This window comes from Bacillus sp. NEAU-CP5, assembly GCF_026420705.1.
GTDB classification, from domain to species: Bacteria; Bacillota; Bacilli; order Bacillales; family Bacillaceae; genus Bacillus; species Bacillus velezensis.
The window spans coordinates 260,237-272,781 of sequence record NZ_JAPMOV010000004.1; the positions used below are offsets into that span (position 1 = coordinate 260,237).

The following is a 12,545-nucleotide window of genomic DNA, read 5'->3' on the forward strand; positions in this document are numbered from 1 at the left end:
GAGTGAAACACATGAATGAAAAAATGGAACAGACCATTTTTCAGATCATCCTGCATGGCGGCAACGGCAGAAGCGCATCAATGGAAGCCATTGCCGCCGCAAAGCGGGGGGACAGAGCCATGGCGGAAGAAAAGCTTCAGGAAGCCGCAAGGGAACTGACCGAAGCCCATCATTATCAGACAGAACTGATCCAAAATGAAGCCGGCGGAGAAAAAACAGACATGACGCTTTTAATGGTGCACGCGCAAGATCATTTAATGAATGCCATGACCGTGAAAGACTTGGCCGCTGAGTTAGTTGAGATTTACGAAAAAGTGAGTCTGCAAGGGGGAGCGAAAATATGACAAAAGGAATTAAAATTGTAACGATCGGCGGAGGCTCAAGCTATACACCGGAGCTTGTGGAAGGCATCATTAAACGCTATGAGGAACTGCCTGTCAGAGAATTATGGCTCGTCGACATTCCCGAAGGCGAGAAAAAACTCAATATCGTCGGCACGCTTGCAAAACGCATGGTCGAAAAAGCGGGTGTTCCGATAGAGATTCACCTGACGCTTGACCGGAGAGAAGCCTTGAAGGATGCGGATTTCGTAACGACTCAATTCCGCGTCGGCCTTCTTGAGGCCCGCGCCAAAGATGAACGGATTCCGTTAAAATACGGCGTAATCGGCCAGGAGACAAACGGTCCGGGCGGTTTATTCAAAGGGCTGCGCACCATCCCGGTTATTCTGGAAATCGCGAAAGACATCGAAGAGCTTTGTCCGAATGCATGGCTCGTGAATTTCACAAACCCTGCCGGCATGGTTACCGAGGCCTTGCTCCGCTACTCGAATCTCACAAAAGTCGTCGGCCTCTGCAATGTGCCGATCGGCATTAAAATGGGCGTCGCAAAAGCATTGGACGTGGATGTCAGCCGGATCGAAGTGCAATTTGCCGGGCTGAATCATATGGTCTTCGGATTAGATGTTTTCTTAGACGGCGTCAGCGTGAAAGATCAAGTCATTGAAGCCATGGGAGACCCGGAAAACGCCATGACGATGAAAAATATTTCAGGGGCGGAATGGGAGCCTGAATTCCTGAAGGCGCTCGATCTGATTCCTTGCGGCTACCACCGCTATTATTTCAAAACGAAAGAAATGCTCGAGCATGAAATAGAAGCGTCACAGACGGAGGGCACACGCGCCGAGGTCGTACAGAAGGTTGAGAAAGAACTGTTCGAACTGTACAAAGATCCGAATCTCGCCATTAAACCGCCGCAGCTTGAAAAACGGGGCGGAGCGTACTACAGTGACGCGGCCTGCAACCTGATCAGCTCCATCTATAACGACAAACATGATATCCAGCCCGTCAATACGATAAACAACGGCGCGATCGCCAGCATTCCGAATGACTCAGCGGTCGAAGTAAACTGTGTTATGACGAAAGACGGTCCGAAACCGATCGCCGTCGGTGATCTGCCGGTGTCTGTCCGCGGACTCGTCCAGCAAATCAAATCATTTGAGCGCGTCGCCGCTGAAGCAGCCGTCACGGGAGATTATCAAACGGCGCTACTTGCGATGACGATCAACCCTCTCGTCCCGTCAGACTCCGTGGCAAAGGCCATTCTGGATGAAATGCTTGAGGCCCACAAAGAACATCTGCCTCATTTCTTTAAGTCGATTGAAGCATAAGAGCAGTAAAAAAACCCGGATTCGATTCCGGGTTTTTTGCTTATTTTGATTCGCTTAGTGAGGCGACTTCCGTCGTCCAGCCGAACACGTCGGCTTCCGCGCCTTTTTGAATGCCTGTAATGGTATCATACAATTTCTTCGAGATCTCTCCGGTTTCACCGCTGCCGATGACAAGACTTTCATCATTCCAGATCAGTTCGCCGACCGGAGAAATGACCGCAGCCGTACCGGTTCCGAATGTTTCTTCCAATCGGCCGTCACGATGCGCCTGGATGATTTCATCGATCGAAATCTTCCGCTCAGACACAGTCAGTCCCCAATGTTTGAGAAGGGTGATGACGGAATTTCTCGTAATTCCTTCAAGAATGCTTCCGTTCAGCTCCGGCGTCACGATTTCGCCGCTGATTTTGAAGAAGATGTTCATGCTGCCGACTTCTTCGATGTATTTTTTCTCAATGCCGTCAAGCCATAAAACCTGGGAAAATCCCTTCTCTTCCGCAACCTGCTGCGCCTTCAGGCTTGATGCATAGTTGCCGGCGGTTTTCGCGTTTCCGGTGCCGCCTTTGACGGCGCGCACGAATTCGTTTTCCACGGCGATTTTTACCGGTTTAATGCCTTCTTTGTAATAAGAGCCGACCGGGGAAAGAATGATAAACAGCTTGTACGTATGGGATGCCGCTACACCGAGGAAAGGCTCAGTCGCAATGATAAACGGACGGATATAAAGGGAAGTGCCTTCCGCTTTCGGAATCCAGTCTTTGTCGATGGCTACGAGCTGTTTCAGGCCTTCAAGAACAAGCTCTTCATCAATGAGCGGGATGCAAAGGCGGTCATTTGACTGGTTCAGGCGGTCCATATTTTTCTCCGGTCTGAACAGAAGCACTTCCTGATCCTTCGTTACATACGCTTTAAGCCCTTCAAAAACGGTTTGGCCGTAATGATAAACCATGGCCGCAGGATCCATTGAGATGGACTGATAAGGGATAATTCTCGGATCATACCAGCCTTGATCGGCGTCGTAATCCATAACAAACATATGGTCGGTGAAAATTCTGCCGAACGCAAGGTCATGGGGGTCCGGTTTCGGTTTTTTGGCTGAAGTCAATTCAACACGAATGTCTTGTTTCATATTGTTCTGTCTCCCTATTGGTGTTATTGTCAAACTTATTTGAAAATAATTTATATTCTATTGTATACCTTCAACAAATATTCGCAATAGTTTTCCTCAAATTTGTGAAAAAATCAAATCACATAAAAAGCAGGGGAGAGAATGCCCCCTGCGTGTTCGTTTTTACGTATTCTGTCATCACCGTGCTCAGTGAACCGTCACCTTGCCGGTTTTGTAAAACTGCTCCATTGCTTTATCGACGTACACCCAGCCCTTCCAGGCGATATGGATGGTGTCTTTCATAAAGTACGGATCATATTCGTGCCCGGATAAGTCGGCAACCTGAAAGCCCTTCGCTTTAATTTGCTTAGTGACTTTTTTGTAGTAATCAGTCCGGCCTTTTTTCGGGAAGCCGGTGTAGTCATACCATTTTCCGTTGACCGGAATAACCACGAACATCGGTTCAGCGCCGGCATCTTTCAGAATGTCCAGCATATCCTCAAAGTCGTGATATTCGACTGATTTGGCGTATGTTCTTCCTTTGTTGATTCCTTTCACTCTCTTTACTTTCTTCTTAATCTTTTTATAAGAAGCGTCATCGATATAGAAAGGATTGGACTTGGAGCTCCGTTCTCCTAATTGAGCGGCGGCTGTTTTTAACTCTGACCACGATTTCCCTTTCAGGTTTTCAGAGATCGTCCGTTCAGGGCCCTTGGTTTCTCCCATTGAATAATAAAGATCTTTTTTCTCAAGCAGAGAATAATAAGCTTTGGCAGCCGGCATGACCGCTTTCACTTTCCATGATTGTCCGTTGATCATTCCCTTGTATAATTCAGAAAGGACGGCATCATGCTGAACGACTTTAAAACGGAGCATGCGCTTCATCATGTTCTTTTTGACTGCGGGATCAATCTGGTTATTAAATGCTAAATCCAATGCCTGAAGTGATGAAAAATTCGGTGCAAAGTGCTGTTCATCAGAACCTTTTTTGATAAACCATTGCGGAGAAACAATGAATACCAGCTTTTTGCCTTTCAGCTGCTGATAATGCGCCGCAAAGTTCACGGCGTGTATCAAGGATTGGTCCCCGCCTTTTCCGACAAGATAAGGCGTAAAGCCTTGGTTGTTCACTTGGAAATAGTTGGACGGGTGAAACTCATCCAGTCTTGAAAGCTCGGAAGAACCGAAAATCGGCAGATACTTCGAGTCTTCGAACATTTTGTTTTGAAGATAGAGTCCCTGGAACATATTCGGATTTAAGGCTGCCGCCGACTCTTCGACACGTTTTTCAGGAATGAAGCGCGTAAGCCATGAAGCCGGAACTGCGATAGCTCCGACAAACAGGACGAACGCTAAAATAATTGGTCCAAAGAAACGCTTTTTCATTTACTTCAACTCAGTCAGTTTGTTTACAATGTTGTTTGGCGTATTCCACTCGTCACGGTCAAATTCAGTGATCGGCACTGTAATGCCGAAGCGGTTTTCGATGGCGACCAGCAGTTCTACAGTTCCGAAAGAATCAAGCAGTCCTTCTTCAAAGATTTCAATATCAGGATTTTCTTTCACAGCGTCCTCCTGACAAACTTCAGCTAATACGTCTAATACTTCCTGTTTAAATTCCATGTGTTTTCAATCTCCTTTAGTGATGAAATGGTTTTCCTGAGAAAATATAAAATCCGAAACATACGAAATGGAATGTGATGACGATGGCTAAAAAGGCCGTAAAACGATTGGCGGGCAGCCACTTGTATTTCTTATTCCATTTCTCAAAAAAGTTATACCCGGTCATTAATACGGCGTGGTACAGGCCGTATACAATATATTGCAGAGCGAGTCCGTGCCAGACGCCCATCAGCATGAACAGCAGGAAATACCCGATGTTCGAGACGGCCATCCGGTTCTTTATCCATTTTTTCTTTGTCATCCAGAAAACAAAGCGCATAAATACGTAGTCTCTGAACCAGAAGGATAAGGACATGTGCCAGCGGTTCCAGAAGTCTTTAATGTTTTTGCTGATAAACGGCTTATTAAAGTTTTCCGGAGATTTGATACCCATGATATAGCTTACACCGACGGCAAACATCGTGTAACCCGCAAAATCAAAAAACAGGTACAAGCTGTATCCGTACATGTACAGCACATTACCCCACAGTTTGCTGTGGGTGATATGAGACAGATTCATAATGAAATACGTGTTAATCGCATATCCGATAATGAATTTGTATAAGAAACCGATAAAAATTTTATGAATGCCGGTATACAGTAAATCAGCGTATTCTCCCTTTGTCCATACTTTCTGTTCGTCCTTGGCAAATCTGCGGTATCTGTCGATCGGACCGGAAGAAATGGTCGGGAAAAACATAATAAAGTACAAAAGGCGGTGAAGCGGCATTTTTTCTTTAATCAGTCCGTCTCTCGTTTCCATGATCAGCTGGACGCCTTTAAATGTCAAATAAGAAATTCCTAAGAAACTGATCAGGTTATGAACCGGGTGATGAGGCGCCGGCGGAAAGAAAAACGGCCATAATTTAGATAAAAACAGGGGTAAAATGGACGCGATCACGGCCATACTGAAGACAAAGCCGCTGTTGGCTTTCAGTCTGTAAGCGAGATAACCCCTGATTAAAAGCACCTGCCACAGCGTAAAGATACATAGTGCGATCACGCCGTGCAGATCATGCGCGAAAATCAAAGCCAATACGATGATGGATATAAACATGTTGTATCCTTGGAATCTCTTGCCGTTCAGCCCTAAAATAATCGTCGGCAAAAGAAGGATTCCAAGTAAGATAAAGAAGAAAAACGAGCTGTAAGGCGTCATACAAGAACCTCTTCGCCAATGCGTTTACGGTCGATTTTTCCGTTCGCAGTCATTTGAATGTGATCCTGATAAATGAATTTTCTCGGAATCATGTAGGCCGGAAGCGAAGCGGCCAGTTCTTTCTTAATGGCGCTTGTCAGCTGGAATTCTTTTTCAAAATCATGTTTTTCAGGCACGATGGCGGCAATTAGATATTCGACAGGTCCGTTAGGCTGATACGGGATGACAACCGCCGTGCGCACATATTGAGACTGCCTTACATGTACTTCGATTTCCTCCAGCTCCATGCGGTAGCCGTGAAGCTTAATCTGGAAATCAAGGCGTCCTTGGCAGAAAATCTGACCATCCTGAACATAACCGGCATCACCCGTGTGATATGCCCACTGGCCGTCGATCGGGAAAAACGCTTTTTCCGTCAGAGAAGGTTCTCCGAGATAGCCTTTGCTTACGCTCGGGCCCGCGATGATGATTTCCCCTTTTTCTCCGTCCGGAAGCTTATTCCCGTTTTCATCCATGATGAAGATATCCATATCGGGTTTTGCAAAACCGACGGGCAGGGATTCATTTTCATCGATGATCTGCTGCGTAATTTCAACGGAGGTGACGGCAACCGTTGTTTCAGTCGGGCCGTATGTATTGAATACGCGGGCCTTCGGAAAACGGTTTAACAGCTCCTGTGCCACGGCAGCCGGAAGCGCTTCTCCGCAAAACATAAATACTTCTGCCTCAGGCAGGAGCTCCTGCGTAAAGCCGGGGTCCATCAGACACATTTGGACGAAAGACGGCGTCGATGTCCAGACGTTCAGTTTGGATTTCTCCAGCTCTTCAAATAGTACTTTCGGTTTATTGATTTTGTCTTTCGTTACGCAGTGCAGCGTACCTCCCGTTTGAAGCGACGGGAAAATGTCCATGACAGATAAATCAAAAGAAAACGGAGCTTGGTTTAAGAAAGTCTTACCCCCGCCCACAGGAAAATCCCTGCAGATCCAGTCAGTGAAGCTTTGCAGGTTATCAGCCGATATCTGCACGCCCTTCGGATTTCCCGTGCTGCCGGACGTGTAAATAATGTAAAATGTATCTAGCTCTTTTACCCAGTTCTCACGGCTGAGGTCTGCATCTCCGTCAGCTGCAAGCTCTTCGGGCGTAACGGTTTTAATCAGATTGCTTCCCGTATCGACTGCATCGCCCGATACGCTGATAAGCAGCTCTGCGCCTGAGCTTTCAATGATTTTGACGATCCGTTCCGCCGGAATGGAAACATCGACAGGGATGTAAGGGCGGCCCGCTTTGACGCTTCCTAAGAAAGAAACGATCATATTCGGCTCCATATGTCCGTAAACCAGGACAGGCGCTTTCGAACCGTCAGCTGTATGTTTTTGAATGCCGGACGCAACCCGCTCCGACAAATCCCATAATTCCCCGTAAGTGAGGGAATGATCTAAGGAACGAAATGCTTCGGCCTGCGGCTTGGCGTCTGCGTATGTTTTTATAGCATCAAGTAGTTTCATAGTTATCCTCCCCGATTAGAAATCGTTGTAAATATAAGTGCCGGTATTCGCTGTATGAAATCCATACATCCAAAAGAGCAATACTAATATCAGAAAATAAAAGCCCGTATGAAACGTCCATTTGATCAATGTATTTTCATAAGCACGTTTTAATTTTTGCATCATATTCAAAATTCCTTCCCCGCGTATTCAATAATTACACCAGTATATGACGATTAGATTAACAAAAAGTTTCAAAATATGTCTAATATCCTAAGCTTAAAATTTCCTTAAAAATGAATGAGAAACAAAAGGATGGAAAACACGCATGTATAAATTGGCAAATGATCATACTAAAAAGGCGCTGTTCAGGCGGGATTTTTAACTTATCGTAAATATAAACGAGGTAAAAAAATTTTGGCGGCTTTTTCTTAAGCAGGCTTGTGCCGAACCCCAATGGAGAAGGGCGAAAAGCCGTTTCCGGCAGGATAGCCGATAAAGCGCCGCATCTTGTGAAATGAGGAAGAAATTATTATGATAGATAAGGTAGCAGAAAACGTGAAAACCCCAATTCAACACTACTGTTATCGGCTGACTGTGAAAGCCTTTTAATAGAAAGGAAGAGGAAAATGAATCAAAACAATATGGGGGGCAGCCAAAAGACGCCCGAGAAAGAAAGCATGGGCCGCATTTTGTGGCAGCTAACCCGCCCTCATACATTGACGGCATCGTTTGTGCCCGTACTTCTCGGCACCGTATTGGCGATGTTTTACGTAAAGGTTGATTTCCTGCTGTTTTTGGCCATGCTGTTTTCCTGCCTTTGGATCCAGATCGCCACGAACTTATTCAATGAATATTACGATTTTAAACGCGGTTTAGATACGGAGGATTCCGTCGGTATCGGCGGAGCGATCGTCCGTCACGGCATGAAGCCGAAAACAATTCTGCAGCTGGCGCTCGGCTCTTATGCGATTGCCCTCGTGCTCGGTGTTTATATCTGCATGAGCAGCAGCTGGTGGCTTGCGGCTATCGGCCTTGCCGGCATGCTGATCGGCTATCTGTATACGGGCGGCCCGCTGCCGATTGCGTATACACCGTTCGGGGAACTGTTCTCCGGCATTTGCATGGGCTCTGTATTTGTCCTTATTTCTTTCTTCATTCAGACAGGCAGAATTAATGAACAGAGCATTTTGATTTCCATCCCGATCGCCATCTTGGTCGGAGCCATTAATCTGTCCAACAATATCCGTGATATTGAGGAAGATAAAAAGGGCGGACGTAAAACCCTGGCCATTTTGATGGGGCATAGAGGGGCCGTTATGATACTGGCCGCATCTTTTGCCATCGCTTACATCTGGATCGTCGGTCTTGTCATCATGGGTTACACAAGCCCGTGGCTGTTCCTGGTCTTCCTGAGCGTGCCGAAACCCGTTCAGGCCGTGAAAGGCTTTGTGAAAAACGAAATGCCGATGAACATGATTATTGCGATGAAATCAACGGCGCAAACCAATACATTCTTCGGATTCCTGCTTTCCATCGGACTCCTGATCAGTTATTTCCGCTGATCAAATGAAAAGGCAAATGCCATAACCGGCATTTGCTTTTTTTTTTTATGACATAATCTTCACGATATTGTAAAGAACCTGACCGCAGACTGACACGTCTCATATATGGACAGCAAAGCAAGGAGATGAAAAAAATGGACTTGTCAACAGCCCATATGGATGATTTGAAAACGGTCATGGAAGATTGGAAAAATGAATTATTAGTTTATAAATTCGCTTTAGATGAGCTGGATACGAAGTTTTCTATCATCAGCCAGGAATATAATTTGATTCACGGGCATAACCCGATCGAGCATACAAAATCACGCGTGAAAAGTTTTGAGAGTATCGTCAATAAACTGATGCGCAAAGGCTGCGATGTGACGACGCAGGAAATGAAAGAGCATATTCATGATATTGCGGGTGTCAGGATTATCTGTTCCTTTATTTCCGATATTTATAATGTCGCTGAGGTTTTGAAGCAGCATAAGGACCTGAAGATCGTAAAGGTGAAGGATTATATCAAACATCCGAAGCCGAACGGCTACCGCAGCCTGCATTTGATTATTGAAATTCCCGTTTATTTGACGAATCGTGTGGAATATGTGAAGGCGGAAATTCAAATCCGCACCATCGCCATGGATTTTTGGGCGAGTCTTGAACATAAAATTTATTACAAATTAAATAACGAAGTCCCAAAGCATCTGACCGACGAGCTGAAGGAAGCGGCGGACATCGCCCATTATTTAGACGAAAAGATGCTTGGGATTAAGAAAGAAGTCGATTAAACGATTGACCCATCACAACCAGCCGGACCGCTTTTATGTGCAGTCCGGCTGTTTATTTATCCGTTTATGCGCAGCTGTACAAATTTTCGCTTACCCACCTGAATCGTCATGCCGTCTTCTGCGGTAATGACGGTATGAAGGGCATCCGTTTTCTCCCCGTTCACTTTGATTCCGCCGTTTTGAATCATACGGCGTGCTTCGCTTTTTGAAGAAAAGAGTCCAATCGTGACGAGCAGCTCAATAAGGGGCACGGTCTTTTCTCCGTCCCATATGACGGTTTTCATATCTTCAGGCAGGCTGTTTTGCTGGAAGACACGTTTGAAATGCTGTTCTGCCGCATCCGCCGCTTTCCTGCCGTGATACATTCTGACGATTGTACCCGCTAAGATCATTTTGGCATCTCTCGGGTGAAGCTTTCCTGATTCCAAATCCTTCTCCATCTGTTTTTTCTCCGCAGGCTCTAAGTCTGTCGCTAAATGAATATATGTTTTCATCAGGCTGTCCGGCAATGACATCGTTTTGCCGTACATGTCGTTCGGATGCTCGTCAATGCCGATGTAGTTGTTTTTTGATTTAGACATTTTTTCAACGCCGTCAAGACCCTCCAAAAGCGGCATGAGGATGACGACCTGCTTTTCTTTTTTGTAGCGTTCTTGGAAATGGCGGCCCATCAGCACGTTAAAATGCTGGTCCGTACCGCCGAGTTCGATATCGCTTTCGAGAACGACAGAATCGTAACCCTGCATCAGCGGGTAAAAGAATTCGTGAAGTGAGATCGGTTTTTGCATGGCGATGCGCTCCTCAAAGTCGTCGCGCTCCATCAGACGGGCGACAGTAATTTTCCCCGCTAATTCAATCACATCTTCCAGATTCAATGTCTTCAGCCATTTTGAGTTGCAGTGAAGTTCAACTTTGTCTTGATCCAGCACCTTGCCAAACTGTTCAAAATAGGTTTTGGCATTGTGCTGGACTTCTTCATCAGTCAGCTGTTTTCTGGCTTGCGACTTCCCCGTCGGATCACCGATTTTTCCGGTAAAGTCCCCGATAACAAGCTGTATGATATGGCCGTTTTCTTGAAATTGGCGCAGTTTGTTTAACACGACGGTATGGCCCAAGTGGACGTCGGGTGCGGACGGATCAAGGCCGAGTTTAATGTTCAGCGGCTTGCCGGATGCCACTGATTTGGCGATTTTATTTCTCAATTCTTCAGGCGGTATGACGTCCGCGGCGCCGGTCATGTACAAATCCAGCTGCCTTTGCACTTCTTTTTCCTGATCATTCGTTAAAGTGATTGGTTCCATCTTTTACATCCTCCTTTTTTTAGCCAAACAAAAAAGCCGCATCCCAAAAGGGACGTGGCTGTATGCACGCGGTACCACCCTGATTGAAGACGACGTCTTCCGCTCATTCGAATAACGGTTTCCCGTTCTTTGCTACTGAAGTTCACAAAGAAAGCTCAGGGAGGTAATTCACGTTTGTCTTTGTGCCGGCTTGCACCATCCGCCGGCTCTCTGGAACAGGGAGACAATCCGTTACTGATTCCCGTCATAGCTGCTACGTTATGAAATTGTCAGCGATTTTTTGCAGCAGGGCGGACAGCGTTTTTTGTTCCTGTTTATCCAGACAGGCCGTCAGTTCAATTTCCCCCTGATGAAAGTCGGGGTACAGATCTTCAATAACCTTTCTGCCCTCATCGGTAATACTGACGAATACAAGCCTGCGGTCTCTTTTGTTCGTTTGTCTGCTGCATAAGCCCTTCTTCTCCAAAGTGTTCAGGACATTGCTCGCCGTCGCCGAGGTAATTCCGGATAGAGCGGCTATCCTTCTTGTATCAAGCGTTTCCCATTCACAAAGGTCATACAGGATGGAAAACGCCGTCCATGATAATTTGTGTGCCGACAGCACCTCTTTCTCCATTTTTACACGGAGCTGCTGGGCGGACCGATAGAGTGCAGCGGCAATATAGGCCGCCTCTTTGTTTCGGCCGGATAGATCGGAAAAAGGCCTGTTCGGCTTCTTATTGTCTGATCCGGCATCGTTGCGATTCGTCAATGGCGTCATGCTCCTTATTATTGTCAGAATCATTAGCTATGAAATGAATTTTAACAGAGAATGCATTAGATATCAAATCGCAAACAGCACATTCCCGCAGAAAAAATGTGTAAGATTGAGGTTTACTTTTAAAAAAAAGGGAAAGACATTTGTACAACAAAAAGGGAGATGAATATCAGTGGGAAAGAATGAAACAATGCATATCGTATCATGTGCCGATGATCATTATGCTCGTCATTTGGGTGGGATGTTCGCTTCTTTATTGATGAATATGGATAAAACAAGGAATGCCAAATTATATGTGATCGACGGCGGAATTACTGCCGAAAACAAGGACAAGCTTGAACAGACCGCGATGTCATTCGGGACCCCGCTTGAATTTTTAGAAGTAGACGCTGATCAATACAAGCATGCAGTCGAAAGCAGCCACATTACAAAAGCGGCTTATTACCGCATTTCCATCCCTGATTTAATTAAGGATGAGTCCGTAAAGCGGATGATTTACATTGATTGCGATGCAATTGTGATGGAAGATATTTCGGTTTTATGGGATTTGGATATTTCCCCGGCAATAGTTGCGGCGGTAGAAGACGCCGGACAGCATGAAAGACTGAAAAAAATGAATATCAGCGACACTGCCAAGTATTTTAATTCCGGCATTATGATTATAGATTTCGAACCTTGGAGAAAACAAAATATTTCCGAAAAGGTGATTGATTTTATCAACGAAAACAGCTCGGAGGATTTTCTCGTGTTCCATGATCAGGACGCGCTTAACGCGATCTTATATGATCAATGGCATGAACTGCATCCGCGCTGGAACGCGCAGACGCATATTATCATGAACGAGAAAACGCCTCCTGAACTGATCGACCGTATACGTTACAGAGAAACACGTGCCGAACCGGCCATCGTCCATTTCTGCGGCAGCGACAAGCCTTGGAATACAGGCACCTCGCACCCGTATCGTGATCATTATTTCCGATATATGTCCTTTACGAAATGGAACACGATCGACCGCCCGGCCATGAACCAATAGGCAGGTGTGATGAAAACGCTTGTGAAGCCGTTATCCG

General features: G+C 45.9%; 13 protein-coding genes and 1 other annotated feature. Of the genes, 5 read left to right on the forward strand and 8 right to left on the reverse strand.

Going from position 1 to position 12,545, the window contains the following annotated elements; translation table 11 throughout:
• The first annotated feature begins 11 nt into the window (after positions 1-11).
• Positions 12-344, forward strand: coding sequence for a PTS lichenan transporter subunit IIA (gene licA / locus OTK50_RS14020; RefSeq protein WP_003150867.1), 333 nt, complete (start codon positions 12-14; stop codon positions 342-344).
• A complete protein-coding gene (gene licH, locus OTK50_RS14025) occupies positions 341-1,669 on the forward strand; it encodes a 6-phospho-beta-glucosidase LicH (RefSeq protein WP_003150870.1) in 1,329 nt (442 codons plus the stop codon). The genes licA and licH overlap by 4 nt, the downstream gene beginning before the upstream one ends.
• Positions 1,670-1,709: 40 nt before the next feature.
• Here the strand turns inward: licH and OTK50_RS14030 are convergent, their stop codons facing one another.
• The 6 genes from OTK50_RS14030 to OTK50_RS14055 form a co-directional block, all read right to left on the reverse strand.
• Positions 1,710-2,798 carry a branched-chain amino acid aminotransferase gene (locus OTK50_RS14030; protein ID WP_042635599.1) on the reverse strand — a complete coding sequence of 363 codons (1,089 nt, stop codon included), beginning with the start codon at positions 2,796-2,798 and terminating at the stop codon, positions 1,710-1,712.
• A gap of 186 nt (positions 2,799-2,984) precedes the next feature.
• Positions 2,985-4,163 carry a D-alanyl-lipoteichoic acid biosynthesis protein DltD gene (gene dltD / locus OTK50_RS14035; RefSeq protein WP_221663915.1) on the reverse strand — a complete coding sequence of 393 codons (1,179 nt, stop codon included), beginning with the start codon at positions 4,161-4,163 and terminating at the stop codon, positions 2,985-2,987.
• Positions 4,164-4,400, reverse strand: a complete 237-nt coding sequence (dltC, locus tag OTK50_RS14040; protein ID WP_003150875.1) for a D-alanine--poly(phosphoribitol) ligase subunit 2 — start codon at positions 4,398-4,400, stop codon at positions 4,164-4,166.
• Between the two features lie 16 nt (positions 4,401-4,416).
• Positions 4,417-5,598: a D-alanyl-lipoteichoic acid biosynthesis protein DltB gene (gene dltB / locus OTK50_RS14045; RefSeq protein ID WP_012118762.1), complete on the reverse strand. Its 1,182-nt coding sequence runs from the start codon at positions 5,596-5,598 to the stop codon at positions 4,417-4,419.
• A complete protein-coding gene (gene dltA / locus OTK50_RS14050; protein ID WP_032867834.1) occupies positions 5,595-7,106 on the reverse strand; it encodes a D-alanine--poly(phosphoribitol) ligase subunit DltA in 1,512 nt (503 codons plus the stop codon). Before dltA ends, dltB begins: the two co-directional genes overlap by 4 nt.
• A 15-nt stretch (positions 7,107-7,121) precedes the next feature.
• Positions 7,122-7,271 carry a teichoic acid D-Ala incorporation-associated protein DltX gene (locus OTK50_RS14055; protein ID WP_003150882.1) on the reverse strand — a complete coding sequence of 50 codons (150 nt, stop codon included), beginning with the start codon at positions 7,269-7,271 and terminating at the stop codon, positions 7,122-7,124.
• Between the two features lie 443 nt (positions 7,272-7,714).
• Between OTK50_RS14055 and OTK50_RS14060 the strand changes: the two genes are divergently transcribed.
• Together OTK50_RS14060 and OTK50_RS14065 are read left to right on the forward strand one after the other, a co-directional pair.
• On the forward strand, positions 7,715-8,650 hold the full coding sequence (locus OTK50_RS14060) for a 1,4-dihydroxy-2-naphthoate polyprenyltransferase (RefSeq protein WP_003150884.1): 936 nt from the start codon (positions 7,715-7,717) through the stop codon (positions 8,648-8,650).
• Between the two features lie 134 nt (positions 8,651-8,784).
• Entirely contained in the window at positions 8,785-9,417 is a 633-nt protein-coding gene (locus tag OTK50_RS14065) for a GTP pyrophosphokinase (protein ID WP_007407732.1), read from the forward strand.
• 56 nt (positions 9,418-9,473) lie between these two features.
• Here OTK50_RS14065 and tyrS read toward each other — a convergent pair whose 3' ends face one another.
• Complete coding sequence (gene tyrS, locus OTK50_RS14070) at positions 9,474-10,718, reverse strand: tyrosine--tRNA ligase (protein ID WP_266121908.1); 1,245 nt, start codon at positions 10,716-10,718, stop codon at positions 9,474-9,476.
• Positions 10,719-10,763: 45 nt separating this feature from the next.
• Positions 10,764-10,975 (reverse strand) — a binding site (T-box leader).
• Complete coding sequence (locus OTK50_RS14075) at positions 10,972-11,469, reverse strand: MarR family winged helix-turn-helix transcriptional regulator (protein WP_038460323.1); 498 nt, start codon at positions 11,467-11,469, stop codon at positions 10,972-10,974. Its footprint overlaps the feature before it by 4 nt.
• Positions 11,470-11,647: 178 nt before the next feature.
• On the opposite strand from OTK50_RS14075, the gene OTK50_RS14080 reads away from it, so the two are divergent.
• On the forward strand, positions 11,648-12,508 hold the full coding sequence (locus OTK50_RS14080) for a glycosyltransferase family 8 protein (RefSeq protein WP_029325753.1): 861 nt from the start codon (positions 11,648-11,650) through the stop codon (positions 12,506-12,508).
• Positions 12,509-12,545 lie beyond the last annotated feature (37 nt).

Bases quoted from the DNA above. Each gene is read 5' to 3' on its own strand.
- OTK50_RS14060 (WP_003150884.1), top strand. From the start codon at position 7,715: ATGAATCAAAACAATATGGGGGGCAGCCAAAAGACGCCCGAGAAAGAA.
- tyrS (WP_266121908.1), bottom strand. From the start codon at position 10,718: ATGGAACCAATCACTTTAACGAATGATCAGGAAAAAGAAGTGCAAAGG.
- dltD (WP_221663915.1), bottom strand. From the start codon at position 4,163: ATGAAAAAGCGTTTCTTTGGACCAATTATTTTAGCGTTCGTCCTGTTT.
- licH (WP_003150870.1), top strand. From the start codon at position 341: ATGACAAAAGGAATTAAAATTGTAACGATCGGCGGAGGCTCAAGCTAT.
- OTK50_RS14065 (WP_007407732.1), top strand. From the start codon at position 8,785: ATGGACTTGTCAACAGCCCATATGGATGATTTGAAAACGGTCATGGAA.
- licA (WP_003150867.1), top strand. From the start codon at position 12: ATGAATGAAAAAATGGAACAGACCATTTTTCAGATCATCCTGCATGGC.
- dltB (WP_012118762.1), bottom strand. From the start codon at position 5,598: ATGACGCCTTACAGCTCGTTTTTCTTCTTTATCTTACTTGGAATCCTT.
- dltC (WP_003150875.1), bottom strand. From the start codon at position 4,400: ATGGAATTTAAACAGGAAGTATTAGACGTATTAGCTGAAGTTTGTCAG.
- OTK50_RS14055 (WP_003150882.1), bottom strand. From the start codon at position 7,271: ATGATGCAAAAATTAAAACGTGCTTATGAAAATACATTGATCAAATGG.
- OTK50_RS14030 (WP_042635599.1), bottom strand. From the start codon at position 2,798: ATGAAACAAGACATTCGTGTTGAATTGACTTCAGCCAAAAAACCGAAA.
- dltA (WP_032867834.1), bottom strand. From the start codon at position 7,106: ATGAAACTACTTGATGCTATAAAAACATACGCAGACGCCAAGCCGCAG.